The 26,773-nt window shown below is 73.3% G+C and carries 20 protein-coding genes; 14 read left to right on the top strand and 6 right to left on the bottom strand.

All coding sequences use genetic code 11. The features are described from left to right. Positions 1 to 3: 3 nt before the first annotated feature. Together AAC944_RS03870 and AAC944_RS03865 are read right to left on the bottom strand one after the other, a co-directional pair. Positions 4 to 1,575, bottom strand: coding sequence for a glycoside hydrolase family 32 protein (locus tag AAC944_RS03870; RefSeq protein WP_030606466.1), 1,572 nt, complete (start codon positions 1,573 to 1,575; stop codon positions 4 to 6). Between the two features lie 241 nt (positions 1,576 to 1,816). Next, complete coding sequence (locus tag AAC944_RS03865; protein WP_030606469.1) at positions 1,817 to 2,830, bottom strand: LacI family DNA-binding transcriptional regulator; 1,014 nt, start codon at positions 2,828 to 2,830, stop codon at positions 1,817 to 1,819. A 345-nt stretch (positions 2,831 to 3,175) separates the two neighbouring features. On the opposite strand from AAC944_RS03865, the gene AAC944_RS03860 reads away from it, so the two are divergent. Further along, positions 3,176 to 4,582: a sugar porter family MFS transporter gene (locus AAC944_RS03860; protein WP_051871239.1), complete on the top strand. Its 1,407-nt coding sequence runs from the start codon at positions 3,176 to 3,178 to the stop codon at positions 4,580 to 4,582. Between the two features lie 82 nt (positions 4,583 to 4,664). Here the strand turns inward: AAC944_RS03860 and AAC944_RS03855 are convergent, their stop codons facing one another. After that, complete coding sequence (locus tag AAC944_RS03855) at positions 4,665 to 5,111, bottom strand: hypothetical protein (RefSeq protein WP_030606475.1); 447 nt, start codon at positions 5,109 to 5,111, stop codon at positions 4,665 to 4,667. A gap of 358 nt (positions 5,112 to 5,469) precedes the next feature. On the opposite strand from AAC944_RS03855, the gene AAC944_RS03850 reads away from it, so the two are divergent. The 3 genes from AAC944_RS03850 (at position 5,470) to AAC944_RS03840 (ending at position 8,761) form a co-directional block, all read left to right on the top strand. Further along, positions 5,470 to 6,741 carry an aspartate aminotransferase family protein gene (locus tag AAC944_RS03850; protein ID WP_030606477.1) on the top strand — a complete coding sequence of 424 codons (1,272 nt, stop codon included), beginning with the start codon at positions 5,470 to 5,472 and terminating at the stop codon, positions 6,739 to 6,741. A 99-nt stretch (positions 6,742 to 6,840) separates the two neighbouring features. Beyond that, complete coding sequence (locus AAC944_RS03845) at positions 6,841 to 8,352, top strand: NAD-dependent succinate-semialdehyde dehydrogenase (protein ID WP_078888197.1); 1,512 nt, start codon at positions 6,841 to 6,843, stop codon at positions 8,350 to 8,352. A gap of 133 nt (positions 8,353 to 8,485) precedes the next feature. Then, on the top strand, positions 8,486 to 8,761 hold the full coding sequence (locus tag AAC944_RS03840) for a chaplin (protein ID WP_030606482.1): 276 nt from the start codon (positions 8,486 to 8,488) through the stop codon (positions 8,759 to 8,761). Between the two features lie 332 nt (positions 8,762 to 9,093). Here AAC944_RS03840 and AAC944_RS03835 read toward each other — a convergent pair whose 3' ends face one another. From AAC944_RS03835 to AAC944_RS03825, 3 genes are all read right to left on the bottom strand, one after another. Continuing rightward, positions 9,094 to 10,374, bottom strand: a complete 1,281-nt coding sequence (locus AAC944_RS03835; RefSeq protein WP_030606485.1) for a cation:proton antiporter domain-containing protein — start codon at positions 10,372 to 10,374, stop codon at positions 9,094 to 9,096. Then, positions 10,361 to 10,978 carry a flavin reductase family protein gene (locus AAC944_RS03830; RefSeq protein WP_063759840.1) on the bottom strand — a complete coding sequence of 206 codons (618 nt, stop codon included), beginning with the start codon at positions 10,976 to 10,978 and terminating at the stop codon, positions 10,361 to 10,363. The genes AAC944_RS03835 and AAC944_RS03830 overlap by 14 nt, the downstream gene beginning before the upstream one ends. 118 nt (positions 10,979 to 11,096) lie before the next feature. Further along, the gene (locus tag AAC944_RS03825; RefSeq protein ID WP_030606491.1) at positions 11,097 to 12,701 is read right to left on the bottom strand and encodes a tryptophan halogenase family protein; all 1,605 of its coding nucleotides are present in this window, start codon (positions 12,699 to 12,701) and stop codon (positions 11,097 to 11,099) included. Positions 12,702 to 12,873: 172 nt separating this feature from the next. On the opposite strand from AAC944_RS03825, the gene AAC944_RS03820 reads away from it, so the two are divergent. The 10 genes from AAC944_RS03820 to AAC944_RS03775 all read left to right on the top strand — a co-directional run bounded on the left by AAC944_RS03820 (position 12,874) and on the right by AAC944_RS03775 (position 26,580). Further along, a complete protein-coding gene (locus AAC944_RS03820; protein WP_051871240.1) occupies positions 12,874 to 13,920 on the top strand; it encodes an AfsR/SARP family transcriptional regulator in 1,047 nt (348 codons plus the stop codon). A 110-nt stretch (positions 13,921 to 14,030) separates the two neighbouring features. Then, a complete protein-coding gene (locus tag AAC944_RS03815) occupies positions 14,031 to 15,542 on the top strand; it encodes an aldehyde dehydrogenase family protein (RefSeq protein ID WP_051871350.1) in 1,512 nt (503 codons plus the stop codon). Continuing rightward, positions 15,539 to 17,317, top strand: coding sequence for a non-ribosomal peptide synthetase (locus AAC944_RS03810; RefSeq protein ID WP_078888280.1), 1,779 nt, complete (start codon positions 15,539 to 15,541; stop codon positions 17,315 to 17,317). Before AAC944_RS03815 ends, AAC944_RS03810 begins: the two co-directional genes overlap by 4 nt. Positions 17,318 to 17,321: 4 nt before the next feature. Beyond that, complete coding sequence (locus tag AAC944_RS03805) at positions 17,322 to 18,071, top strand: thioesterase II family protein (RefSeq protein WP_051871241.1); 750 nt, start codon at positions 17,322 to 17,324, stop codon at positions 18,069 to 18,071. Between the two features lie 39 nt (positions 18,072 to 18,110). Further along, complete coding sequence (locus AAC944_RS03800; protein WP_030606505.1) at positions 18,111 to 18,299, top strand: MbtH family NRPS accessory protein; 189 nt, start codon at positions 18,111 to 18,113, stop codon at positions 18,297 to 18,299. A gap of 1 nt (position 18,300) precedes the next feature. Beyond that, positions 18,301 to 19,527, top strand: coding sequence for a cytochrome P450 (locus AAC944_RS03795; RefSeq protein ID WP_030606507.1), 1,227 nt, complete (start codon positions 18,301 to 18,303; stop codon positions 19,525 to 19,527). Beyond that, positions 19,524 to 23,474: a non-ribosomal peptide synthetase gene (locus tag AAC944_RS03790; protein WP_030606510.1), complete on the top strand. Its 3,951-nt coding sequence runs from the start codon at positions 19,524 to 19,526 to the stop codon at positions 23,472 to 23,474. Before AAC944_RS03795 ends, AAC944_RS03790 begins: the two co-directional genes overlap by 4 nt. After that, positions 23,474 to 24,118 (top strand): 4'-phosphopantetheinyl transferase family protein, encoded by a 645-nt coding sequence (locus AAC944_RS03785; RefSeq protein ID WP_051871242.1) that lies wholly within the window; start codon positions 23,474 to 23,476, stop codon positions 24,116 to 24,118. The genes AAC944_RS03790 and AAC944_RS03785 overlap by 1 nt, the downstream gene beginning before the upstream one ends. A 12-nt stretch (positions 24,119 to 24,130) precedes the next feature. Next, a complete protein-coding gene (locus AAC944_RS03780; RefSeq protein ID WP_037771015.1) occupies positions 24,131 to 25,192 on the top strand; it encodes a winged helix DNA-binding domain-containing protein in 1,062 nt (353 codons plus the stop codon). A gap of 89 nt (positions 25,193 to 25,281) precedes the next feature. Continuing rightward, positions 25,282 to 26,580, top strand: a complete 1,299-nt coding sequence (locus AAC944_RS03775; RefSeq protein ID WP_051871243.1) for an MFS transporter — start codon at positions 25,282 to 25,284, stop codon at positions 26,578 to 26,580. The last annotated feature ends 193 nt before the right edge of the window (positions 26,581 to 26,773 follow it).

Genomic DNA, 26,773 nt, shown 5'->3' with positions numbered 1-26,773 from the left:
ACGTCACCAGGCCGACCGCAGCGGCCACACCGTCAGCCGCTCGATCCGCAGCCCGCCCTCCTCGGCGAAGGCGCCCAGACCTGTGGCGTCCTCGCCGGGGAAGATCTGGTCGGTCAGGCAGACCGTGCCGTCGCCCGCGTACACCTCCACCGACGAGCGGTCCACGAGCACCCGCAGCCGCAGCACGCCGTCCGTGAGCGCCAGCGGGGCGCGGTGGACGGCCGGGAACTCCGCGGCGAAGCCGACGTCACCGGAGGCCGTGCGGTCCACGTACACCTCGCCGCCGGAGTCGTAACCGATCCGGGTACGGTGCCCGCCACCGGTCCGTACCTCCAGACCGCAGCGCTTCGCCCCGTCCGGCCGCAGCACCGCCTCGACCTCGTACGTCTGCCCCACGTCCCGCAGCAGCCGGGCGGCGGTGCCCGCCCGGACCCGGCGGCCGGAGAGCCGCAGGGCCGGCCGGCGGCGCAGCGTGGCCAGTTCGGCGACCGGCCGCTGCACGAGCGCCACACCGCCGCCCGCCGCGGACCGCAGGCCCAGTTCGCGGGGGAAGCCCATCGCGCTGCGCCACGGGTCGGTGGGGATCTTCTCGCCGTACAGCCAGTTGTTCATCCAGGCGACCAGGACGCGGCGGCCGCCGGGCGCGTCGTTGTAGGTGACGCCCGCGTACGCGTCGGCGCCGTGGTCCAGCCAGCGCGGCCCGTCCTGCGGGTCGGCGGTGAAGGTGGTGCCGTCGAAGTCGCCGGTGAAGTACTGGCCCGCCGAACCGCCCGCCGGGCCACCGGGGTTGAGGTTGACGATCAGTACCCACCGGCGGCGCCCCGAGGCACCGTCCACCGGCAGCTCGAAGAGGTCAGGGCACTCCCACACGCCGCCGGTCGCCCCGCTCGGCCCGAAGTCGCTCAGGTACGTCCACGTCTTCAGGTCGGGGGAGGCGTAGAAGCGGATGCGGTGCTCGGCGGCCATCGCGACGGCCATCACCCAGCGGTCGGTCGGCGCGTGCCAGAAGACCTTGGGGTCACGGAAGTCGTTCGAGCCGATGTCCAGGACCGGGTTGCCCGCGTACCGCGTCCAGGTCTCGCCGTCGTCCGTGCTGTAGGCAAGCGACTGCCGCTGCCGCCCGGTCGCCTTGACCATGCTGGTGTAGACGGCGACCAGCGGGGGAGCGGCCGTGGTGCCCAGGCCGCTGGTGTTGTCGCGGTCGAAGACCGCGCTGCCGGAGAAGACCATCTCCTCGTCGTCGTGCGCAATGGCGACGGGGCGTTCCTCCCAGTGCACGAGGTCGGGGCTGGTGGCGTGGCCCCAGGACATGTTGCCCCAGGTGTTCCCGGACGGGTTGTACTGGAAGAAGAGGTGGTACGTGCCGTTGTGGTGGAGGAGCCCGTTGGGGTCGTTCATCCAGTTCCGGGCGGGGGAGAAGTGCACCTGGGGGCGGTACGGCTCGTCGTACGCGCGGAGTCCGGCGGCCGCGGCCGGTGCGGTGGACCAGGCGCTCAGCGCGCCGGTGCCGGCGAGGGCGAGGGCGGCCGTCAGGACGGTGCGCCGGGTGACGTGGCGGTGCGGGGTGTCGGGCATGGGGTGCTGCCTCCAGTCGGGCGCGCGGCGGGGCCGCGCGCCAGGGAAGGTGAGGCACAGCGCGTCCGCGGCTCCCGACGAACCGGGCGGCTGAGCAGGGTGGGTGTGCGGCGGCCGGTGCCGACGACGGCCGCGGGAACGGAGCGTGGCCCGGTGGTCACCGGGAGACGTCCGCCGCAGACTGTAGGAGGCCCGCCGCGCGGATGTCCAGAGTTTCCGCCGCAGTCGTGCGGGGCCCCGGTCAGCGCATGGTTTCGGCGGGGCAGCCGCAGGACGTGCGGTGCACCAGCGTCGGTTCCAGCAGCACGGTCCGCTTCGCGCCGTCCGGGTCCGCGAGCCGGTCGATCAGCATCCGTACGGACCGGGCGCCGATCTCCTCGACCGGCTGGGCGATGGCGGTCAGCTGCGGCTGGAGCAGGTCGGCCCACTCGAAGTCGTCGAAGACGCTGAGGGCGACGTCCCCCGGGGCCTTGAGGCCCAGCCGGGACAGCGCGCGCAGCACGCCGAGCGTCATGTGGTTGTTGCCGACCACCAGCGCGGTCGGCGCGTCCTTCCCGCTCAGCAGCCGCTCGGTGACCTGCTGCGCCATGTACGCGTGGCTGTGCCCTTGGACGACCAGCTCCTTGGCCGGGTCCAGGCCCTGCCGCCGCATGCCGCGCTGCCAGCCGCGTACCCGCTCCGAGCTGGTACGGATCCCGCGCCGCCCGGCGACCATGCCGATCCGGGTGTGGCCGAGGTCGGCGAGGTGGTCGACCAGGCGGGCCGTGGACTCGACGTTCGCGGTGCCGATCTGGTCGAAGGCGGGGGAGGCGCAGCGGTCGATCAGGACGGTGGGCAGGCCGGTGTCCTTGAGGTACCGCAGTGCGGCACCGCGGGCGCCGGCCGCGGTGGCGAGCAGCAGTCCGTCGACGCGGCGCTGGTGGAGGTTCTGCACGACCCGCAGCTCTTCGGCGGGGTCGTCGTGGGTGTCGGCTATCAGCAGGGTGTAGCCGGCGGCGCGGGCCGTGGCGTCGATCGACGAGACCATGTCGGCGAAGTGGAAGTTGGTGACGGCGGAGACCGCGAGGCCGAGGGTCTTGGTGCTGGAGGTCACCAGCGAGCGGGCGATGGTGTTCGGGATGTAGCCGCTCTCGCGCATGGCGGCGTGCACCTGGTCGCGGGTCTCCTCCTTCACGAACCGGGTCCCGTTGATCACGTGGGACACGGTCGAGACCGAGACACCGGCCCGACGTGCCACGTCGGCCATGGTCGCCATGCGTGCCTCCTCCGCTGTCTGCCCGTCCCCGCGATCGTACGTGAGCCCCAGCAGGAGAAAAGCGCTTGCGCAAACGCTTGCGCGAAAACGCTCGACAGGTCACGATGCCGTACCGGCGGTCACTTCCCGACCGGACCTTCCGGCACCCAGCGTCGCGTGCCGGAGTTCCGTGACCGCCCCCTCCGGCTGCCGTGCGACGCGGCACCGGCTCCCGCCGCCCGTCCCCGCCGACGGACGGCGGCGGGAGCACCGCCTGCCCCGCCCCGCCGGACGACCGGGACGGGGCACGGCGGGGCGCACCGGTACCAGCTGACCTCGCGTCAGCCCACCTGAAGGAGACTGGCCTTGGCCCGCACCGACACCGTCCTCCCGCCCGAGCCGGGCGCACCGCCGCGCACGCGCGGCCGCGCCGCGGTCCTCGGCGCGTCAGCGGTCGCCGCGCTCGGCGGCTTCCTCTTCGGCTACGACACCGGAATCATCTCCTCGGCGCTGCTGCACATCGCGCCCGAGTTCCACCTCAGCGACGGCATGCAGCAGGTCACCGTGGCCTCCCTGCTGCTCGGCGCGATCGTCGGCGTGCTGGTCAGCGGCGCGGTCACCGACGCGGCGGGCCGCCGCCGCACGCTGCTCACCGCCGCCGGCATCTTCACCGCGGGCGCCGTCGGCTGCGCCGTGGCACCGGGCAACGGGGTGCTGATCGGCGCCCGCTTCGTCCTCGGGCTCGCCATCGGCACCGCCTCGCTCGCCGTGCCCGCGTACATCGCCGAGATCGCGCCCAAGGAGAGCCGCGGCAAGCTGGTCTCGCTCAACCAGCTGATGATCACCGTCGGGATCTTCGTCTCGTACCTCGTCGGCTACGCCTTCGACGACGTGGCCCAGGGCTGGCGCTGGATGCTCGGCCTCGGCGCCGTACCGTCCCTGCTCATGCTCGTCGGCGTGTTCCGGCTCTCGGAGAGTCCGCGCTGGCTGCTCACCCACGGCCGCCCCGACGAGGCACGCGCGGTCCTGTGCCGCACCCGCACCGCCGAGGAGGCCGAGCGCGAGGTCCGCGAGATCGAGACGCTGGCGGCCCAGGAGTCGAAGATCGGCTACCGGGACCTGCTGCGCCCCGCCATGCGCCCCGCGGTCGTCCTCGGCGTGGTGGTCGCCGCCACCAACCAGCTCGTCGGCGTCAACGCGGTCATCTACTACGCGCCCACCATGCTCCAGCAGGCCGGCTTCGCCAGCTCCGCCGCGATCCTCTCCTCGCTCGGCATCGGCCTGGTCAACATGGTCCTCACCGGCATCGCACTGCTCCTCGTCGACCGGGTCGGCCGCCGCCCGCTGCTGCTCGGCGGCACCGCCGTCGTCGTCCTCGCCCTGGTCCTGCTCGGCGCGCTCTACCTCGCCGGTGACGGACAGCCCGCGCACAGCGGCCTGCTGGTCGCCGGACTCTGCCTCTACATCGGCGCGTTCGCGCCCAGCCTGGGCCTGGCGATCTGGCTCATCAACAGTGAGATCTTCCCCACCGCGGCACGCGGCAAGGCGTCCTCCTTCGGCAACGTCACGCACTGGGGCCTGGACTTCGCCATCTCGCTCACGGTGCTGACCACCATCAGCGCCCTCACCCCGACCGGCCTCTTCTGGCTGTACGCCGTCTTCGGCCTGCTCGGCGTCGGCTACCTCTACCGCAAGCTGCCGGAAACCAAGGGCCGCAGCCTGGAGGACATCTCGGCGTCCCTGCGCGGCGGCCGCAACCCGGCCGGGGGCTGACCGGCGACGGCCGGGCCGACGGCGAGCTCCGGCGACGAGGGGCGGCCGGGCCGTGCGGTCCGGCCGCCCACCACGTCCTGCGCTAATCCGCGTTGACCGGACGCTCGAACTCCAGGGTCCACGTCTCCTGGAAATCCGGGCTGGGCGGCGACAGATGGAGCTGTGCACCGCGGTGGCCGGAGCGCCAGGCGAGACCCTTCTCCGAAATGATCTTGAGCCCGCCGATGACCCTTTCGAACGTGAACTTCGCCCATTCGGGACGGGGTACGGCTTTGACGTAAAGCTTGTCGTTGTGCACCACGATGCCTGCCTCGTCCTGGTGCGCCAGGTGAATCGCATACGGCGCGCCCGGGACGGGCTCTGCGGGCTCGATGACCCATTCCTGCTCGATCGGCAGCTGGTTCATCCGGTCGGTGATGATCGGGGCGCCGTGCTCGGTGGCATACTCGGTGGTCGTGACCAGCGAGGACGGGCCGATGATGTGGGCGTGGATCTTGTAGATGCCAGGACGTACCGGAATCGGGGCCATTGCGGACTTCCTCTTTCTCGGTGTGCCGACACCCCCAGGCCGAGCGCCGGGAGATGATGCCCCACCCTCGCGGCGCGCCGGGCCGCCGTACAGGACCGGATACGGCCAGACCGACGACGTCGCAGATCGATCGGTCTCCGAAACTGACCGGTCAGCTCCTTCCCGCGCACGCGTGCCCCCCTCGTGCCCGGGGGACACATGTCCACAATCGCCGCGCGCGGCGAACACGTTGGTCGTTGACCCTCCCCGCCCCTCTCCCACAAGGTGAGTAGAAGCCCGTGACTGATCCCGCCGGGGCCCGGTCACCGGCCGCACCGTCCATCCGCACCGCTTCAACGCCGTGGGAGAGAGCTGTCGTATGAGCCACCTTTCCGAGCATCTGCGCCAGGCCACACCCGTCGTCGCCGAGCGCGGCGAGGGCGTCCACCTCTTCGGTACGGACGGCCGCCGCTATCTGGACTTCACCGCCGGCATCGGCGTCACCAGCACCGGCCACTGCCACCCGCGGGTGGTCGCCGCCGCACAGGAACAGGTGGCCACCCTGATCCACGGCCAGTACACGACCGTCCTGCACCAGCCGCTCCAGAAGCTGGTCGAACGGCTCGGTGACGTACTGCCCGAGGGGCTCGACAGCCTCTTCTTCGCCAACTCCGGGAGCGAGGCCGTCGAGTCCGCGATGCGGCTCGCCCGGCAGGCCACGGGCCGCCCCAACATCGTCGTCTGCCAGGGCGGTTTCCACGGCCGTACGGTCGCCGCCGCCTCGCTGACCACCTCCGGCACCAAGGTCCGTACGGGTTTCGGTCCGCTCATGAGCGGCGTCCACGTCACGCCCTTCCCGAACACCTACTACTACGGCTCGCGTTACGGCTGGGACGAGGAGGCCACCACCCGCTTCGCGCTCGGCGAGCTCGACCACCTCCTGCAGACCGTCACCGACCCCGACGACACCGCCGCGATCATGGTGGAGCCGGTGCTCGGCGAGGGCGGCTACGTCCCCGCCAACAGTGCCTTCCTCCAAGGGCTGCGGGAACGTGCCGACCGGCACGGCATCCTGCTGATCCTGGACGAGGTGCAGACCGGCGTCGGGCGCACAGGGCGGTTCTGGGGCCACGACCACTTCGGCGTACGGCCCGACATCATCATCACCGCCAAGGGCCTGGCCAGTGGCTTCCCGCTGTCCGGCATCGCCGCCTCCGACGCGCTGATGGCCAAGGCCCGGCCCGGCTCGCAGGGCGGCACGTACGGCGGCAACGCGGTGGCCTGCGCCGCGGCCGTCGCCACCCTCGACGTGGTCCAGGACGAGGGGCTGGTCGGCAACGCCGCCACCACGGGCGCCCGGCTGCGCAGCGGCCTGGAGGACGTGGCCGCGAAGAACCCCGCCATCGGCGACGTACGGGGACTCGGCCTGATGCTGGCCAACGAATTCGTCACCGACGACGGGCAACCGGACCCGAAGACCGCCTCCCGCGTCCAGCAGGCCGCCGTCGAGGAGGGGCTGCTCCTCCTCACGTGCGGCCCGTGGGGCAACGTGGTCCGGATGATCCCGCCGCTGATCGTGACCGAGCAGCAGATCGACGAGGGGCTGCGGGCCTGGTCCGCGGCCGTCCAGGCAGGCTGCGCCGACCGCTGAGCCGCCGCCACGGCAAGGCCGGCCGGTCCCCGTACGGAAAGGGGCCGGCCGCCCGTACCCCGCCCGCTCCGCGTACCGAACCGCCGGGAGGCACCGATCATGACCACGACCACCAGCACCCAGCCGTCGGGCTCAGCGGACGCGCCGCGCTCCGGCATCGGCGTCGTCGACGCGGCGCCCAAGCAGCTCTTCCTCGACGGCCGGTGGCAGGACGCGGCCGGCGGCCGCACCCTGCCCGTGGACGACCCGGCCACGGGGCGCGAGCTGTGCCAGGTCGCCGACGCCGCGCCCGAGGACGGCCGGCGCGCCCTGGACGCCGCCGTCGCCGCGCAGGAGTCCTGGGCGGCCACCGCACCGCGCGCCCGCAGCGAGATCCTGCGCCGCGCCTACGAGCTGATCATCGAACGCAAGGAGGACCTCGCCCTCCTGATGACCCTGGAGATGGGCAAGCCGCTGGCCGAGGCGCGCGGTGAGGTCGGGTACGCGGCGGAGTTCTTCCGCTGGTTCTCCGAGGAGGCCGTGCGCATCGACGGCGGCATGTCCCGCACCCCCGACGGCGCCAACCGCGTCCTGGTGATGCGCCAGCCCGTCGGCCCCTGCCTGCTCATCACCCCGTGGAACTTCCCGCTCGCGATGGGCACCCGCAAGATCGGCCCGGCCGTCGCGGCCGGCTGCACGATGGTCCTCAAGCCCGCCCCGCAGACCCCGCTCTCCAGCCTGGCGCTGGCCGCCATCATGACCGAGGCGGGCCTGCCGCCCGGCGTCCTCAACGTCGTCACCACCACGGACGCGGCCGGCGTCGTGGAGCCCCTGCTGCGCAGTGGCGACGTACGCAAACTGTCCTTCACCGGCTCCACCCAGGTCGGCCGCATCCTCCTGGCCCAGTGCGCCGACACCGTCGTACGGACCTCGATGGAGCTGGGCGGGAACGCGCCCTTCCTCGTCTTCGCCGACGCCGACCTGGACAAGGCCGTGGACGGCGCGATGGTCGCCAAGATGCGGAACATGGGCGAGGCCTGCACCGCCGCCAACCGCTTCTTCGTGCACCGCTCCGTCGCCGACGCCTTCGCCGGCCGGCTCGCCGAGCGGATGGGTGCCCTCACCGTCGGCCCCGGCACGCAGGACGGCACCGACGTCGGCCCGCTGATCGACGCGGCAGGGCGTGACAAGGCCGCCGACCTGGTCCAGGACGCCGTACGGCGCGGCGCCAAGGCCGTGCTCGGCGGCGAGGCCCCGGACGGCGCCGGCTACTTCTACCCGCCCACCGTCCTCACCGACGTGCACCCCGACTCCGCGCTGATGTCCACCGAGATCTTCGGCCCGGTCGCCGCGATCCTCACCTTCGACGACGAGGACGAGGCCGTACGCGCCGCCAACGACACCGAGTGGGGCCTGGTCGGCTACCTCTTCACCGAGAACCTGGACCGCGCGCTGCGGGTCGGCGAGCGGCTGGAGACCGGCATGGTCGGCGTCAACACCGGCCTGGTCTCCAACCCGGCCGCGCCCTTCGGCGGCATCAAGCAGTCCGGCCTGGGCCGGGAGGGCGGCCGGGTCGGGATCGAGGAGTTCCTGGAGTACAAGTACCTGGCCATTCCGGCCGGGCAGGGCTGACAGGCGGTATGTCAGCTGACCTGTTCGGCCTCATGTACTACTGCAATCAGGCGGTGACGGCGTGCCCCGGGTGGCGAACCGGCCGCGAGTGGTCATCCTCTCAGGGACAAACCCCCTCGCAACTGGAGAAAACATGTCCATCCGTACCGTCCTTGCCGGAACTGCCCTGGCTGCCGCGATGGTCCTCGGCGGCGCCGCCGGTGCCGTCGCCGACTCCGCCGCGGAGGGCGCGGCCTACGGCAGCCCGGGCGTCCTCTCCGGCAACGTCGTCCAGGTGCCGGTGGGTGTCCCGGCCAACGTCTGCGGCACCAGCGTCGACGTCATCGGTCTGCTGAACCCCGCGAACGGCAACGGGTGCGCGGCGGACACGCAGCAGGGCAAGCACCACGGCAACTACGGCCGCGGCTGACCGCTCACTGCAGGCGCACACGCCCGCCGCCGGGTCCAGGACCCGGCGGCGGGCGTCGTGATGGGCGCGTCGGAAGAACGCGGGCGGCGTGCCGCGTTCAGAGCCTGTGTCCTCACCCCGGCCGGGCGCCCGCCGCCCGGCACTTCCCCGAGCTCTCGGCTTCGCTCGAGCAGAGGAGGCCCCATCCTCGCGGCGTTGCCGAAACGCCCTGGTAGCTCCTCCCCCAAGGCCTTGAGGGCCAGGGGGCGTCCCCTTCGAGGACGCTCCGGCGCCTTGCGAGCGCACGCACCGGACGACGTTCGCTGATCCGACCGGGGTGATGACACAGGCTCTCACGTCCGGGACGGAGTGGTGACCGGAGTACGGTCATCGGGCCGCGTCGGCGGTGCGGCGGGGACGCGGTTCAGGCGGCTGACGGCCGGGCCCGTGACCGCTGTGGTGAGCAAGGCCATCAGGACCAGCACGGTGAACAGCTCCGGGCCGATGGCGCCGAGTTCGAGCCCGATGTTGAGGACCACCAGTTCGGTCAGGCCGCGGCAGTTCATCAGCGCGCCGATCGACAGGGCCTCCCGCCAGGGCCGTCCGCAGGCGCGGGCGGCGACGGCCGCCCCGCCCCACTTGCCGAGCATCGCCACGACCAGGACGGCAGCCGCCCAGCCCCACTGCGCCGGATCGGCCGCCAGCCCGCCGATGTCCGTCCGCAGGCCCGTATGGACGAAGAACAGCGGCAGCAGTACGGGAACGGCGACGGCCCGCAGCCGCCCGGCCGAGACGTCGATGCGCGCCGCGCCGCGGGGGGTGATCACACCGAACAGGAAGGCACCGAAGAGGGCGTGCACCCCGATCAGGTCGGTGGCCAGTGCCGACAGGCTCAGTCCGCTGAACAGGCCGACCAGGACGACCCCGTCGCCCGCCCGGTCGAGCCGTGCCGCCCAGCGGGCGAGCAGCGGCCGCACCACGTGGAGCATGAGGAGGGTGAAGCCCACCGCCAGCGCCGCGGTGGTCACCGCGTCCAGCGGGGAGCCGGCCGACGCGAGCGCCACCACCAGGGCCAGCAGGCACCAGGCGGTCACGTCGTCCACGGCCGCACAGGCCATGGCGAGCGCCCCGACCGGGGTCCCGTACATGCCCCGGTCCACGAGGATCCTGGCCAGTACGGGGAACGCCGTGATGCTCATCGCCACCGCGATGAACAGGGTGAAGGGCAGCCGGCCGACGCCCTCCGGGGCGAACTGCCCGTACATCCCCAGGGCCAGCAGGGCACCGAGCGCCAGCGGCAGCACCATGCCCGCCTGACTGACGGCGAGCGCGATCCGGCTGTGCCCGCGCAGCGCTCCCAGGTCCAGTTCCAGGCCGACCAGGAACATGAAGGAGAGCAGCCCGAGCTGGCCGAGCACGGAGGTGAACGGCAGCACGGCCTCCGGGAACAGCCAGTGCTGCGCCCCGGGCCACAACCAGCCCAGCAGCGAGGGGCCGAGCAGGATGCCGAGGGCGATCTCGCCGACCACCGCCGGCTGGCCGAACCGGCGGAAGAGCACCGCCCCCGCCTGGCAGGCCAGGATCACCGCCGGCACGGCCACCAGCAGTGCGGGCAGCGGGTCAGCGGCGGACACGGGCGGCTCCTTCGGACGGCGCCGGCGGGGCGCCGGCCTCGGGGAGCGATGCCACGGTGGGCTGCGGTACCGCGGCGGGCTGCGGTACCGCGGCGGCGTCGGACCAGTGGGCGTAGCGGCGCCGCCCGTACAGCAGCGGCTGCCCCGACTCGCGTACCGTCACCCGGCTCACCTCGGCGAAGACGGCCGTGTGGTCACCGAAGCGGATGGTTCTGACGACCGCGCAGTCCGCGACGGCGTGTGCGTCGGCGGTGAGGTGGGGGCCGCCGGCGCCCAGTGGCAGCCGCCACTCGGTGCGTGCGAAGCGGTCGGGGGCGCCGGAGGCGAAGAGGTCCGAGGTGGCCCGCGCCCGCTCGTGCAGCAGGTTGAGCGCGAACCTGCCGTGCGCGAGCAGGGCTTCCAGGGTCGGGCTCGCGGTCCGTACGCACACCACGAGGGTGGGCGGGGAGAGGGCGACGCTCGCCAGGGAACTGCAGGTCAGGCCGCGCGGTGCGGCGTCGGCGTCGAGCGTGGTGACGACCGAGACCCCGGTGGGGAAGGCGGTCATGAACGAGCGGAGATCGGCCGGCTGGGCCCCGGGGCGGTGCGGCGCGGGGTGAGGCATGTCTGACTCCTGTGGGTGGCTGGAGCAGTGCCGCCCGGCAGCCGGCGCGATGGCCGTGCTGCCGGGCGGGCCGTAGGGGAGAAGCGGTGGGCCGCGGCGGTGGGGGGACAGCGGCGGGTTACGCCTTGCCGTGCAGCAGGCGCAGGTAGTCGTATGTGCTGGGCAGGGTCTCCAGCAGGTTCTGCTGCTGGCGCTTGACCGTCTCGAAGAGCGGTTCGGCACCGGCCACCGACTCGGGCTTGTGGTCGAGGGCGGGCAGCGGGGCGTCCGGCTCCAGCCCGAGGCCGGCGAAGATGCAGTAGTAGCTGCCGTTGGTCCAGAAGTTGCGGAACTCGGCCTCGAAGTTCCCGTAGTACGTCGACTCGTCGGTGATCGGCGAGTTGATGGGCAGCCCCGCCTTGTACGCGGCGATCTTCTTCTTGATGTTGTCGGCGAGCTTCAGCTCCTTGTTGGCCCGCCAGAACGGCGTGTCGTTGCGCGGCGCGTAGAAGAAGTGCGCCTGGATGAAGTCGCGGGTATCGTCGAACATCACCTCGATCTCGTGGTTGAAGCTGTCCACCAGACCCTGGTTGAACGTCTTGTCAGGGAAGTGCTTGGCCAGCTGGTAGATCGCCGCGGTGATGAAGTAGATGCCGGTCGACTCCAGCGGCTCCACGAAGCAGGACGACAGACCGATGCTGACGACGTTCTTCACCCACGCCCGGCGGTTGCGCCCGACCCGGAAGCGGATGTGGTTGAACTGCGTCTCCTCCGGGTCCAGGCCCCACATCCGCGCGAACTCACGGGTGGCGGTGTCCTGGTCGGTGAACTTGCTGGAGTACACGTAGCCGGTGCCGGACCGGCCCAGCATCGGGATCTTCCAGGCCCAGCCGGAGGACATGGCGATCGAGGAGGTGTACGGCTCGACACCCTCCGCCTCGTCGTCGTGCGGGATCGCGGTGGCCACCGCGCTGTCGCACAGCAGGTGGTCGCTCATGTCGAGGAACGGCTCCGCCATCGCCTTGTTGATGAGCAGACCGCGGAAGCCCGAGCAGTCCACGAAGAGGTCGGCGTCCAGCACCCGGCCGCCCTTGGTGCGCAGCGCCGTCACGTAGCCGCGCTCGTCCTGCTCGACGCGCGTCATCTCGTCCTCGACGTGGTGCACGCCCTGCTTCTCGGTGGCGAAGCGGCGCAGGAAGTCGGCGACCAGCTGCGCGTCGAAGTGCCAGGCGTAGCGGGTGGCCGGCCGGCCGTCGAGCCAGCGCGGCGCCTTCATCGCGTCCATCACCGGGGGCTCGCGGAAGCAGGCGTAGTCGAACGGCTCGGTGGTGCGGCCCTCGTACTTGCGCTTGTACCAGTAGTGCGACAGCGGGGTCTGGTCGTAGTCCGGGAGCAGGCCGAACGGGTGGTAGAAGTGGTCGGGCCGGCCGTCCGGCAGCTCGCGCGCCGTGGCTTCGCCCTGCCCGTCGGTGCGCCAGTTCACGAACCGCACGGCCATCTTGAAGCTGGCGTTGCACTCCCGCATCCACTCGTCCTCGGCGATACCGAGGTAGTCGAAGAAGGCACGCTGGAGGTTGGGCACGGTGGCCTCGCCGACGCCGATGCGCGGGATGGCCGGCGCCTCCAGGACGGTGATGTCGACGGTGCCCTGGAGCGCCTTGCCCAGGTACGCGGCGGTCATCCAGCCGGCCGTGCCGCCGCCCAGGATGACGACCTTCTTCAGTCGGGTGTCGCTGCTGGTCATGGAACAGCCTCATTTCTACGGGCCGGTCGGGGTGGTCGTGCCGAGAACAGTGGCGGGCCGCCCTATGCCGGACCTACACGCGCGGGCCCCGCCGGTTATAGGGCCCGCGTAGAGCACCGGAAGACACTCGCCGCAGGCAGAACGGCCTGCGAGCGACTTCCGGGAGGAAGCGATGACCACCGCGGTGGGGGACAGAGCGCGGCACACGGACGCGGCTCGGCGTGCGGACGCGGCCGGGAGCGCGGCGAAGGTACGCATCCGGTTCCTGGGCGACTTCGCGCTGACCGTGAACGGCAGCCCCGTGGAACAGTGGCGGGCCGGCAAGGCACGCGGCCTCTTCCAGTACCTGGTCACCCACCGTGGCCGTACGCTCACCCGCGAGCGGCTGTACGAGGCCCTGTGGCCCGACGCGGACCGGTCCGCCGACAGCAGCTCCCTGAAGGTCGCGGCGCACGCGCTGCGCCGGGTGCTCGACGCCCACCCCGACCGCCCGGGACCGGCCGGAATCCGGCTCAGCTACCGCGACTTCGGCTACGTCCTGGACGTCGCCGACCTCTGGTCCGACGTGGACCGGTTCCAGGAACTGGTGCACGGCGGGCTGCGCGCCGCAGGGCGCGAGGACACCGGACTCGCCCGCACCCGGCTGCGGGCCGCCGTCGCGCTCTACGGCGGTGAGTTCCTGCGCGGCGAGAGCGCCGACTGGGTCGTCGAGCAGCGCGAGTACCTCAAGTCGATGGCCCTGCGCGCGCTGGCCGTCCTGCGCACCGACGCCGAGGCCCGCGAGGATTTCGCGGAACTGATCGAGGTGTGCCGGCGCACGCTCGAGATCGACCGCCACCACGAGGAGACCTACCGCACGCTGATGGCGGCACACGGCAGGCGGGGCGAGTTCGCGGGCGTACGGAGCTGGTACGAGCTGTGCGCGCGCCGGCTGCGCGACGAGCTCGCCGTGGCACCCGGCCGGGAGACCGAACGGCTGCTGCGCTCCCTCGTCCCGGCCGCCACCCGGCCGGCGGCGGTACCGCCCCCTGCCGCACGCACCGCGCGGACCGCCGCCATGCGGACCACCGCGCCCCTCCCGGCATGGTCGGCGCACTTCCCGGCGTGGCCGGCCGACCGGCTCCGCCCGGCGCGGCGCGCCAGGCCGGACGGCCGGAACACCGCCACCGCCCCCGCCCGCGCGGCCGGCCGGACGCCGGCCGCCCCTGCCCGCCCGTGACGCGGCGACGCAGTGACCGGATCCAGTGACTCAGTGAGGACCCCATCGTGACTGTGCTGTCCGTGCCGCACGACCCCGGCCCGTCGCAGGCCGCGGCGTGCCCGCCCGCCCTGCCGCCCCGCCACGACGACCAGTGGATCGGCGGCCGCTGGACCGCCTCCGACGCCGAAGGCCGGCTCGTGGTGACCGACCCCAGCACCGAACTGCCGCTGGCCACCGTGCCGGCGGGCACCGGACGCGACGCCGACCTCGCCGCGCGCGCCGCGGCCGGCGCCTTCCCCCGCTGGGCCGCGACCCCCGTACGGGACCGGGCCCGGCTGCTCCGCCGGGTCGTCGAGGGCCTGGAACGGCGTGCCGACCGGTTCACCGAGGTGATCACCGCCGAGGTGGGGGCGCCCCTGCGCATGGCGCGCCAGACCCATGTGGGGCTCGCCCTCGGCATGGCGGCGCACTGCGTCGAGACGGCCGCCTCCTACGCCTTCGAGGAGCGCGTGGGCCACTCGCTGGTGGTGCGCGAGGCCGCCGGGGTCGCCGCCTGCATCACCCCGTGGAACACCCCCCTGCTGCTCACCGTGCAGAAGATCCTCCCGGCGCTCGCGGCGGGCTGCACCGTGGTCCACAAGCCCAGCGAGATCACCCCGCTGCACGCCCGGCTCCTCGCCGAGGTGATCGCGGAGGCCGATCTGCCCCCCGGCGTCTTCAACATGGTCGTCGGCACCGGCCGCACGGTCGGCGCGGCGCTGGTCACCCATCCGCTGGTCGACGTGGTGTCGCTGACCGGTTCCACCCGCGCCGGGCGCGAGGTCTCCGCGCTGGGCGCCGACGGCATCAAGCGCGTCCACCTGGAGCTGGGCGGCAAGAACGCCAGCCTGGTCCTGGCCGACGCGGACCTGGAAGCGGCCGTCCGCGCCACCGTCGACCAGATGCTCTTCAACACCGGCCAGACCTGCCTGCAGTGGAGCCGGCTGCTGGTGCCCCGGGACCGCCAGGACGAGGCGGTCCGTGTCGCGGGGGAGGCGATGGACGGCTACGTGACCGGCGACCCGCGCTCCCCGGACACCGACCTCGGCCCGCTCGTCTCCGCCGCCGCGCACGACCGGGTGACCGGGTACATCCGGCGGGGCGCGGGCGAGGGCGGCGCCCGGCTGGTGCGCGGCGGTCCCGAGCGCCCCGCCGGGCTGGACACCGGGTACTACGTCCAGCCCACGATCTTCGCCGATGTCGACCCGCTGACCACCATCGGCCGCGAGGAGATCTTCGGCCCGGTGCTGTGCGTCATGCCGTACGACGACGAGGACGAGGCGGTACGGATCGTCAACGGCACCCGCTACGGGCTGCACGGCGCGGTCTGGTCGGCCGACGACAGCCACGCCGAACGGGTGGCCCGCCGCTTCCGCACCGGCCTGGTCGACGTCAACGGCGGCCAGTTCAACCCCGCGGCGCCGTTCGGCGGCTTCAAGCAGTCCGGGATCGGACGCGAGTGCGGCACCGCCGGACTGGAGTCCTTCCTGGAGACCAAGTCGATGCAACTGCCCCAGGGCCCGGGCGGACAGGTGGTCGGCCCGCGGCTGCGCGCCACCGCGCCGGCCCGCACCACGGCCGCCGGGAGGACCGACGGATGACCACCAGAACCGCACCCCCGCCGCCCCTCTTCGAGGCGCTGGAGCGATGGACCCGCGAACAGCCGGACGCCACCGCCGTCAGCGCCGCCGACGGCACCCTGACCTACGCGGCGCTCACCGCCCGCACCGCCGCGGTCGCCACCGCGCTGGCCACCGCCGGCACCGGACCGGAGACCGCCGTCGGGCTGCTGCTCGGCCGGTCCCGGGAGAGCGTGCCCGCCCTGCTCGCCGTCTGGAGCCTCGGCGCCACCGCCGTCCCCCTGGACGCCGGGCACCCCGTCGAACGCCTCGGCCACGTACTGCGGGACGCCGCGGCCTCGGTCCTGCTCGCCGACGCCGTACCGGCCGGACTCGGCCTCACCGGCATCCGCACCCTGTCCCCGGCCGACTGCCACCGGCCGGCGCCCGGCGCGCTCGCGGTGACCGTGCCCGCTCCCGAGAGCTGCGCGTACCTGATCTACACCTCGGGAACCACCGGGCGGCCCAAGGGAGTCGAGGTCACCTACCGGGGGCTGGACACCTTCCTGACCGCGCTCGCCGGTCTCGGCCTGCCAGCGGGCGGGCTCGGGCTCAACGCCGTCTCGCCCGCCTTCGACGGCTGGCTGTGGTGCACACTGCTCTACCTCCTGCACGGCCAGGGCGTCGCACTGGCCGACCTGTCCCTCCGCGGACTGCGCGAGGCCACCGCCACGGGCCGCGACCCCCTGCCCGCCGGGCTGCGCACCGCCTCCCTCACGCCCTCGCTGCTGGCCGCGCACGGTGCCGGTCTCGGCTCCGCCGAGGTGGTCGTGGTCGCCGGGGAAGCCTGCCCGGCCGCGCTCGCCGAACGGTTCGCGGACGGCCGCCGGCTGCTCAACGTGTACGGACCGACCGAGGTGACCATCGCGGCGACCTGGGCCGACAGCGAGCGAGGTGACGATGTGAGCGCGATCGGACGACCGCTGCCCGGCTACCGGGCCTACGTCCTGGACGACGCACTGCGCCCCGTACCGGCGGGGGTGGAGGGCGAGCTGTACCTCGGCGGGCCCGCCGTCGCCCGCGGCTACCGGGGCCGCCCCGGGCTGACCGCCACGCGCTTCCTGCCCGACCCGTTCCAGGGCGGCGGCGCCCGGATGTACCGCACCGGAGACCTGGTGGTACGCCGCCCCGGCGGCGAACTGGAGTACCGGGGACGCCGCGACGACCAGGTGAAGGTCCGCGGCCACCGCGTCGAACTCGGCGAGGTCGAGCGGATCGCCGCCGAGCTTCCCGAGGTCGTCGCCGCGGCCTGCTGCCCGCTGTCCGACGGACAGGCCCTCGGCCTCGCCGTGCTCGCCGCACCCGGCGCCGACCCGGGCACCCTCCCCGACCGCGTCGCCGGTCACTGCCGGGACCTGCTGCCCGAGGCGGCGGTGCCCACCACCGTACGGGTGCTCGACCGGCTGCCCACCCTGACCACCGGCAAGGCGGACCGGGCGGCACTGGCCCGCGAACTGGCGGTACCCGTACGGACACCGAGCGCCGGAGGGACCGCGCGCGAGCGCCAGGTGATGGCGGTCTGGGCCGACGTGCTCGGACGCGAGGTCCCCGGCCCGGAGGCCGACTTCTTCGAGCTGGGCGGCCACTCGCTGGCCGCGGCGCGCGCCATCGCCGAACTGCGCCGCACCACAGGACTGCGGATCACCCTCGGCAAGCTCCTCGCCCGGCCGACGGCCGCCGACCTCGCGGCCGAACTCGACCGGCTCGCCGCGGCACCGGACGCACCCGGGGCCGCCCCCGCGGCGGAAGGAGCCTGACGCCATGGGTACCTGGATCTCCACCTGGCCCACCGGGCCCGCTGACAGCCGCCTGCCCGCGCTGCTCTGCCTGCCCCCGGCCGGCGCCGGCTGCCAGCAGTTCCGCGCCTGGCAGCCCGCGCTGGCGGGCATCGCCCAGGTGTACGGCGTCCAGCTGCCGGGCCGCGAGAACCGCTGGCGCGAGCCGATGCCGGACACCTTCGGCGAGGCCGTCACGGCCGTCGTGGACGAACTGCGGCACACCGTCGCCGCCGACCGGCCGCTGGTCGTCTTCGGCCACAGCTTCGGCGGGCTGCTCGGCTACGAAGTGGCCCGCCGGGTCCGGCCGCGGGCCCTGGTGGTCAGCGCCTGCCGGGCGCCCGGCCACTGGGACGGCGCCGGGCACGGCATCGTCGAGGACGACGCGGAGCTCGACAAGCTCTTCGACACCGCGGGGGTCGACCCCGCGTTCCTGGACGAGGACACCCGCGCCCTGATGGTCGCCATGCTCCGCAAGGACGCCCAGCTGTCGCTGAGTTACGCCCACACGCCCGGTGCCCGCCTCGACGTGCCCGTGCACGCCTGGGGCGCGGACGGCGACGAGACCGTCAGCGCCGAGGAGCTGGCCGGCTGGGCCGAGGTCACCACGGCCGGCTTCCACCGGCACACCGCCACCGGCGGCCACCACGCCGTACTGCGCCGCCCCGCACCCGTACTGGAGCAGCTGGCCGGACTCCTCAGGGGCGACGGTGACCGCCTGCCCCGCACCGCCTGACGCACCGCCGGCCCAGCCGGCCCGAGCCCGGAGGACACCGTGCCCACCACCTACCAGGTCCTGGTCAACCACGAGGAGCAGTACGCCCTGTACCCGGCGGCGCGCGAGCTGCCGGACGGCTGGGCGCCGGCCGGGTTCACCGGCACCGAGGACGAGTGCGCGGCCCACGTGGACGCGCACTGGACCGACACCCGTCCGCTGAGCCTCCGCGCACGCGAAGGAGCCTGAGATGCGGATCGATCTGCTCGACCCGGCCCCCTTCGGCCGCAACGACTTCTGGTCCGCCTTCACCTGGCTGCGCGCCAACGCGCCCGTCCACCGGCACCCCGAGCCCGGCGGCGAGGGCTTCTGGGTGCTCAGCAAGCACCGCGACATCATGCGGGTGTACGCGGACAGCGACACCTTCAGCTCCGCGCGGGGCATGCGGCTCGGCAGCGAGCCGGCGGCCGTGGCGGCCGTCGCCCAGCGCATGCTGATCGTCTCCGACGTACCGCACCACACCCGGCTCAAGCGCGCGCTGTCCCAGGCCTTCGGTCCCCAGCAGATGCCCCGGCTGGAGTCCCTGGTCGAGACGGTCGTCGGGGAGCTGGTGACCGAGGCGGCCGAGCGCGGCGAGCTGGACTTCATCGACCTCGCCAAGCAGCTCCCCAACCGGGTGGTCTGCGCCATGATGGGCATCCCGCGCGCCGACTGGGCGTGGATCGGGGCGCTGACCACCGACGCCTTCGACTCCCCGGACGAGACGGTGCGCAGCAACGCGCACTCGGAGATCTTCCTCTACTTCATCGAACTGCTCGCCGAGCGCCGGGCCCGCCCCGGAGCCGACCTGATCAGCCAGATCGCCCACGACACCCTCGTCGACGAGGGCGACGGCACCGCCCGCCCGCTAAGTGACGAAGAGATCGTCTTCAACTGCAACGGCGTCCTCTCCGGGGCCAACGAGACCACCCGCTACTCCGCCGCCGGCGCCGTGCACCAGTTCGCCCGGCAGCCGGAGCAGTGGGAGCTGCTGCGCCGCCTCGGCCCCGAGGGCATCGCACCGGCGGTCGAGGAGATCCTGCGCTGGACCACCCCCGGCGTGCACGCGCTGCGCACCGCCGTGCGCGACACCGAGATCAACGGGGTGCCCGTCGCGGCGGGCGACCGGGTGACCCTCTGGAACGTCTCGGCCAACCGGGACGAGGACGTCTTCACCGACCCGCACAGCTTCCGGGTCGACCGCCGCCCGAACCGGCACGTCGCCTTCGGCCACGGACGCCATCTCTGCCTCGGCGCCCGCCTCGCCCGCTTCGAACTCGGTGCCCTGCTCACCGAGATGCTCGCCGTGCTCGACGGCTTCGAACTCACCGATCCCGCCGTCTTCAACTCGTCCAATTTCACCTGGGGCATCAAGAGCCTCCCGGTGCGGCTGCTGCGCAGCCGAGCCTTCACAGGAGCAGAAAGGGCCGCGCTGTGACCACCGCACTCCTCGACCTCAACCGTACGGACACCCCGTTCCCCGCGACGGGCTACCCGGAACTGCTCGCCGAGCAGACCGCCCGCACCCCGCACGCCCCCGCCCTGGTGCAGGGCGACCGCTCCTGGACGTACGCGGAACTGGAGGCCGCCACCAACCGCCTGGCGCACGCGCTGATCGGCCGCGGCGCGCGGCCCGGCGAGCGGGTCGGACTGTGCTACCCGCGCGGTGCCGACTACGTGATCGGCTCGCTCGCCATCCTGAAGACCGGTGCCGCGATCGTCGCGCTCGACCCGGTCAACCCCGACGACCGGCTCGCCGCGATGATCGGCGACGCCGGGCCCCTCCTCGTCCTCACCCCCGCCGAGCTCACCGCGCGGATACCCGCGGGAGTGGCGCACGCCGAGGTCGCCACCGCCGGCCACGGGCAGCCCGCGACACCCGCCGGCGTGCCCACCGGGCCCGACACCATCAGCCACCTGATCTACACCTCCGGCTCCACCGGCACCCCCAAGGCCGTCCTGGAGCGGCACGGGGCGCTCACCAACCTGGTGCACTGGACCCGGCGCGCCTACGGGGTACGCCCGGGGGACCGCGCCTCGTGGATGTCCACCCCCGGATTCGCCGTACAGATCATGGAGTGGCTGGCCTACCTCCCGACAGGCGCCGCGATCCACATCCCCGAGGCCGGCCAGGCCCAGACCCCCGACCAGATCCGCGACTGGCTGGTCCGGGAGCGGATCACCCACACCATGCTGGTGGCCGCGCTCGCCGAGCCTGTCTGGGGTCTCGCATGGCCCGCGGACACGGCGCTGCGGATCATGGTGACCACGGCCGAACGGGTGCACAGCTGGCCGCTCACCGACACCCCGTTCCGGGTGGTGATGACGTACGGCACCACCGAGACCACCAACGTGCTCTCCTGCCTCGACCTGGGCGCCGGCATCGACTTCACCAGCCCGGCCACCCCGGCGGAGATCCGCGCGACCCGGCAGGTACCGGTCGGGGTGCCCATCGCCAACCTCCGCGTCCACCTCCTCGACGACGCGGACCGCCCGGTGGCCGACGGCGAGGTCGGCCGGCTGCACGTGTCGGGCGCCGGACTCGCCGCCGGGTACCACGGCAGACCGGAACTGACCGCCGCGGCGTTCCGCCCCAACGTCGTCGACGGCGACCCGCACCCGGTGCTCTACGACACCGGTGACCTGGCCCGCCGCCGCGAGGACGGCGCCGTCGAACTCCTCGGCCGCGCCGACTCCCAGGTGAAGATCCGCGGCTTCCGGGTCGAACTGGGCGAGGTCGAGACGCACGTGGCGCGCCTCGACGGCATCGCCGAGGCCGTCGTCGTCACCCAGGAGCGCGGCCCGAACGACAAACGGCTCCTCGCCTACGTGGCGCCCGAGCAGGGCGCGGCACCCGACTCCGGCACCGTACGCGCCGAGGTCGCCCGCACCCTGCCGTACTACATGGTGCCCGGCGCGATCGTCGTCCTCCCCGAACTGCCGCGGCTGCCCAACGGCAAGGTCGACCGCCGGCGGCTGCCCGAGCCCGCCGACATCAAGGACGGTGCCGCGCAGGCGGGATACGAAGCGCCGCGCAACGAGGTCGAGGACTCCCTCGCCCGCCTGTGGTGCGAGGCCTTCCGCACCGACGGCATCGGCATCCACGACAACTTCTTCGAGCTGGGCGGGCATTCGCTGCTCGCCTTCCAGCTGATCGACGAGATCCGCCGCCGGTACGGCGCCGAGCTCAGCCTCTCCGACCTCTCCGGCTGCCCGACCGTCGCCGAACTCGCCGCCCTCCTCACCACCGAAAGATCCGGCGGACGCGGCGACTTCGGCGGACTGCCGGCCATCGTCCCCGACCCGGACCGGCGCTTCGCGCCCTTCCCGCTCACCGAGAGCCAGCAGGCCCTGTGGATCGGGCGCGGCGGCCTCGTCGAGCTGGGCAACGTGGGCTGCCACGGCTACTTCGAGTGGGAGAGCGAGCAGCTGGACGTCCCCCGCTTCACCCGCGCCTGGCACCGGCTCGTCGAGCGCCACGACGCACTGCGCACCCGCATCCTGCCCGACGGCACCCAGCAGGTGTACGAGGAGATCCCCGCGTACGACATCCCGGTCACCGACCTCGGCGGCCTGGACGAAGCAGCCCGCGAGACGGAGCTCGCCGCGCTGCGCGAGCGGCTGTCCCACCAGGTGCTGGACGCCGACAGCTGGCCGCTGTTCGACGTACGGATCAGCCTGCTCGGCGGCGGCCGGGCCCGCATCCACCTCTCGCTGGACTTCCTGGTCGCCGACGCCTGGAGCTACTTCCAGGTCCTCGTCCCGGACCTGGTCACCTTCTACACCGAGCCGGACGCCGACCCCGCGCCGCTGGAACTGACCTTCCGCGACTACGTGCTCGCCGTCGGCAGTTCGCTGCGCGACAGCGAGCTCTACCGCCGCTCCGAGTGGTACTGGCGCGACCGGCTCGCCACCCTCCCGCCCGCCCCCCAGCTGCCCGAGCGCCCCGCCGACGCGCCCGAACTGCCCGTCCGCTTCGAGCGGCGCAGCCACGTCGTGGACGCCGCGCTGTGGACCCGCATCCAGGAGCGGGCGCACGCCCGCGAGGTGACGCCCTCCGGCGTGCTGGCCGCCGCGTACGCCGAGGTACTGGGCAGGGCCGCCGGACAGTCCCGGTTCACCGTCAACTTCCCGCTGTTCAACAGGCTGCCGCTGCACCCGCAGGTCAACGCGCTGCTCGCGGACACCACCACCACACTGCTGCTCGCCGTCGAACAGCGCGAGAACACCTTCGCGGGGCGCGCCCGCGACCTCCAGCGGCGGCTGTGGGCCGACCTGGAGCACCGCTACTTCAGCGGCGTGCAGGTGCTGCGCGAACTGACCAAGCTGCGCGGCTCGCTCGCGCCCGCCATGCCGGTCGTGATGACCAGCCTCGCCGGTCACCCGCCGCAGTACGCGGAGACCGAACTCGGCGTCCCGGTCTACGGCATCTCCCAGACGCCGCAGGTCTCGCTGGACTTCCAGGTCTTCGAGAAGGCCGGCGGCCTCACCTTCAACTGGGACTTCCTGCCCGCCGTCTACCCCGACGGCCTGATCGACGCGATGTTCACCGAGTTCGTCACCCTCCTGGAGGCGCTGGGCGACGAGGAGGTCTGGGAGCGCTGCTCGCCACCGCCCGGCGAGGAGACCGCGCCGGAACAGGCCGAGGAGCGCGACACCGGCGACGCGTGGGAGCGCTACTGGGCCGGGATCGAGCGGACGGGCCGGGGCGGCGACGTGATCTGGGACGCCGACAGCGGCGAGGAGTTCCACTGGCTGCTCGGCCAGGCCGCGCGCCACTTCGACCCCCGCCTCCCGGTCATCGACCTGGGCTGCGGCAACGGCCGCTACAGCCGCGAACTCGCCCCGCGCTACCCGCGCGTCGTCGGTGTCGACGTCTCCGCCAGCGCGATCGAGCACGCCCGGCGCGAGGCCGCCGAACGCGGCGGGGAACTCTCGAACGTCGACTACCTGGCGCTCGACATGACCGACGCCGAGCAGGCCGCCGAACTGGGTGAGGGCCCGTACAACATCTTCGTCCGCGGGGTCTTCCACGTCCTGGACGGCGCGGCGCGGGCCCGGCTCGCCGCCGTCGCCGGCCGGCTGCTCGGCCCCGGCGGGACGCTGATCGTGCACGAGCCCGACTATTCCAGCAACTCCTTCGGATACCTCGGCTTCGTCGGCGGCAAGCGCGGCCGGGCCGAGGACCTGGTCGGGCCGCTGGAGGCGGCCGGGGTCCGGCACTCGCACCGCTTCACCCGCCCCGAACTGGCCGAGGCCTTCCCCGAGCCGGACTGGGAGGTCGTCGACGACGAGGCGATCGAACTGCACGCCATCGACCCGCGGTCGGACTCCGATGCGCTGCGGCTGCCCGGCTACTACGCGGTGCTGCGCCGCAAGCGCTGATGGGCGGGGTGGCGCTGGCCGGGCGGACCGGAGCGGTGCTCGCGGCGGCCGGTGCGGCCCGCGACCTGCTGACCCCTGCCGAACTGGCGCGGGCCGACGCCTTCCGGTCACCCGGCGACCGGGACGACTTCCTGGCCGCCCACGCCCTGGTCCGGCTCTGCGCCGGGCGGCTCCTCGGCCGCCCGGCGCACACCCTCACCGTGGTACAGCGCTGCGGGGAGTGCGCCCGGCCGCACGGCCGGCCCCGGCTCGCCGAGGCACCGGACCTCGGCGTGAGCCTCACGCACACCCGGGGCCGGGTCGCCGCCGCCGCGGCTCCCGGCCCCGTCGGCATCGACCTGGAGACCGACCCGGGCGGCCCGCTGGACTGGCGGGTCGCCCACCGGGCGTGCACGGAACGGGAACTGGCGGCGCTGCGGCGGCACGACCGGCCGCTGCGCGCCTTCCTCCGCCAGTGGGTCCGGAAGGAGTCACTGGTCAAGGTCGGGGTGGCTACGCTCGACGAGCTGAGCCGCCTCGACCTTCCGGTGTACGGACAGGAACCGCCCCGGTGGGGTGCCTGGCGGCTGACGGACTGGGCCGCCGGGGACGCCGTCGGCTGCGTGGCGGCGCAAGAGGACATGCGGCTGACGCTGCTCGACTGAAAGACGGGACACGTGGCACAAGGAACGACCGACCGGCTGCTCAGGGCAGAGGCACAGGCGATCGGCGGCGGACACCGGGAACCGTCGGCCGCCGCCGTGCTCGACCGGGTCCTCGCCGTCCAGGCGCAGGACCTGACCGCCGCGGCGCTCGGACTGCGGGTACGGGCCCGTGGGCTGACCGCCGAAGCGGTACGGCAGGCCACCGACACCGACCGCAGCGTCGTACGCGGCTGGTTCATGCGCGGCACCCTGCAGTACGTGCCGGCCGCCGACGCCCGCTGGCTGCTCGCGCTCTTCGGCCCGGTACACCTCGCGCTCGCCGCCCGCCGGCTGCGCGAACTCGGCCTGGACGAGGCGCTGTGCGAGCGCGCGGAACGGCTCATCGCCGACGCCGTCGACGGCGAGGGGCCGCTGACCCGTCCCGAACTCACCGACCGGCTCACCACCCTCGGCGTGCCCCCGAAGGGCCAGGCCGCCTTCCACCTGATCCGCCGGGCGGCGCTGGCCGGCCGGATCTGCCACGGACCGCAGCGCGACGGGGAGGCCACCTTCGTCCTCCTCGACGACTGGCTGCCCGCCACCGGCCCGCTCCCGTTCACCGGAGCGGCCGCCGAGACCGAACTCGCCCGCCGCTACCGCGCCGCCCACGGGCCCGCGACGGTGGAGGACTTCGCGCACTGGTCCGGGCTGAGGATCGGGACGTGCCGGAACGCCTGGGCCGCCGCACCCGCCCCCGGACCGGCCACCCCCGCCGACTGCGCCGGGCCCGACGTACGGCTGCTGCCCGCCTACGACAACTACCTGGTCGGATACCGCAGCCGGGAACTGTCCGTGCCCGCCGCGCACGAGCGTGTGGTGTGGCCCGGCGGCGGCCAGATCCGGGCCACCGTCATGGTCGACGGCCTGGCGGTGGGCACCTGGACGCGCGGCCGGCGCGGGGGAGCGGTGACGGCCGAACCCTTCCCCGGGGACGCGCCCTGGGACCCGGAAGTGGCCGCCGGCATCGCCCGCGAGAGCGCGGACATCACGCGTTTCTACGCCGCTTCTCATCCGCTGTCTACAGCCGGCCTATAGTCCCCCGGATTCATAACCGGCCGCTAACCCCCGCCGCATAATTTCGGAGCCGTCCGACAATTCCGTCCCCCACAGAAAAGGGCGTCTCCATGGCACTCGGTCGGCATTCCGATTTCAATCGACTCTGGTTCGGGCAGACCGTCAGCAATTTCGGCGACAAGATCTCGCTGCTCGCGCTCCCCACCCTCGCGGTCGTGGTTCTCGGCGGCGGAGCATTCGAGGTCGGCGTGCTCGGCGCGCTGCGCTTCCTCCCCTTCGTGCTGCTGGCGCCGGTCGCCGGTCTCGTGGCGGACCGGGTCTCGCGCCGCATGGTCATGATCGTGGCCGACCTGGGGCGCTTCCTCGCCCTGGGTACGATCCCGCTGGCGTTCGCCCTCGACTCCGTCAGCATGACCCACGTCTACCTCGTGGCGGCCGTCACCGGCTGTCTCACCACCTTCTTCGAGGTCTCCTACCAGTCCTGGCTGCCACAGCTGATCGGTACCGAGAACCTCGTCGAGGGCAACACCAAACTGCAGATCAGCCGCAGCGTCGCCGAGGCCGTCGGCGCCGGTGCCGGCGGTGCGCTGATCCAGCTGCTCGGCGCCGCGCGCGCCATCACGGCGGACGCGTTCACCTTCCTGGTCTCGCTGATCGCGCTGCTCGTCATCCGCCACCGCGACACCCGTGAGCGGACCGAGGAGCGCAAGGCCTCCGCCAAGGCCGAGATGAAGGAGGGCCTGCGCACCCTCTTCGGCAACCCGATCCTGCGCGGCCTGTTCACCGCCAACGTCGTGGTCAACCTCGGTGCCGCGATGGGTGACGCGCTGCTGGTGGTGTACGCGTACAAGACGCTGCACCTGAGCCCCGGCCAGGTCGGCGCGGCCTTCGCCGTGATGTCGGTCTTCGTGATCGTCGGCGCGGTCCTCTCCGAGCAGGTCGCCAAGGGGCTCACGCTCGGCCGCACCCTGGTGCTGACCGCCGTCGTGCTCGGCGCCGGCTACATCCTGGTGCCGACGGGCGGCGCGGCCGCCGGGTTCATCGGGCTGATCGTGGTCCAGGCCGTCATCGGATTCGTCTCGCCGATGTTCGACATCCACGTCCTGAGCCTGGTGCAGGGGGTCACCCCGAACGAGCAGATGGGCCGCGTCAGCGGTTCCGCGCTCGCCGCGGTGTACGGCGCCCTGTCGCTCGGCTACTTCGCGGGCGGCGCGCTGGGCGAGGCGATCGGCCTCACCGCGGGCCTCGCGGTGGCCGGCGCGATCGCCGTCCTCGGCGGTCTGACCCTGCTGGCCGGGCCGGTCGCCCGGATCAAGGACATGCCGGGCGGCGACACGCCCGAGGAGAAGACCGCCGCGGCGGCCGCCACCACGGGCGGCCACGAGGACAACGCCAAGATCACCGCCTGACCGCCCGACGCGCGACGCCCTTGGGGGAGTGGGTGCCGGCCGGCACCCACTCGCCCCGTACGAGGAAACCCCGCCGGAAACCCCGCCGAGGCACCCGCGGCGGCTCGCGCGGAGCCCGCCGTACGCGTCCCCCTGCCGCGAACCACCCACCCCCTCGCACCGTCCCGCTCCCGAACACGCACGGAGGCTCAAG

It is taken from the genome of Streptomyces sclerotialus (assembly GCF_040907265.1).
Taxonomy (GTDB): domain Bacteria; phylum Actinomycetota; class Actinomycetes; order Streptomycetales; family Streptomycetaceae; genus Streptomyces; species Streptomyces sclerotialus.
This window is presented reverse-complemented; position numbering and strand designations above follow the sequence as displayed.

Coding starts and splice junctions, on each gene's coding strand:
- AAC944_RS03870 (WP_030606466.1), bottom strand. CDS start 1,575: ATGCCCGACACCCCGCACCGCCACGTCACCCGGCGCACCGTCCTGACG.
- AAC944_RS03865 (WP_030606469.1), bottom strand. CDS start 2,830: ATGGCGACCATGGCCGACGTGGCACGTCGGGCCGGTGTCTCGGTCTCG.
- AAC944_RS03855 (WP_030606475.1), bottom strand. CDS start 5,111: ATGGCCCCGATTCCGGTACGTCCTGGCATCTACAAGATCCACGCCCAC.
- AAC944_RS03850 (WP_030606477.1), top strand. CDS start 5,470: ATGAGCCACCTTTCCGAGCATCTGCGCCAGGCCACACCCGTCGTCGCC.
- AAC944_RS03845 (WP_078888197.1), top strand. CDS start 6,841: ATGACCACGACCACCAGCACCCAGCCGTCGGGCTCAGCGGACGCGCCG.
- AAC944_RS03840 (WP_030606482.1), top strand. CDS start 8,486: ATGTCCATCCGTACCGTCCTTGCCGGAACTGCCCTGGCTGCCGCGATG.
- AAC944_RS03830 (WP_063759840.1), bottom strand. CDS start 10,978: ATGCCTCACCCCGCGCCGCACCGCCCCGGGGCCCAGCCGGCCGATCTC.
- AAC944_RS03825 (WP_030606491.1), bottom strand. CDS start 12,701: ATGACCAGCAGCGACACCCGACTGAAGAAGGTCGTCATCCTGGGCGGC.
- AAC944_RS03820 (WP_051871240.1), top strand. CDS start 12,874: ATGACCACCGCGGTGGGGGACAGAGCGCGGCACACGGACGCGGCTCGG.
- AAC944_RS03810 (WP_078888280.1), top strand. CDS start 15,539: ATGACCACCAGAACCGCACCCCCGCCGCCCCTCTTCGAGGCGCTGGAG.
- AAC944_RS03805 (WP_051871241.1), top strand. CDS start 17,322: ATGGGTACCTGGATCTCCACCTGGCCCACCGGGCCCGCTGACAGCCGC.
- AAC944_RS03795 (WP_030606507.1), top strand. CDS start 18,301: ATGCGGATCGATCTGCTCGACCCGGCCCCCTTCGGCCGCAACGACTTC.
- AAC944_RS03785 (WP_051871242.1), top strand. CDS start 23,474: ATGGGCGGGGTGGCGCTGGCCGGGCGGACCGGAGCGGTGCTCGCGGCG.
- AAC944_RS03775 (WP_051871243.1), top strand. CDS start 25,282: ATGGCACTCGGTCGGCATTCCGATTTCAATCGACTCTGGTTCGGGCAG.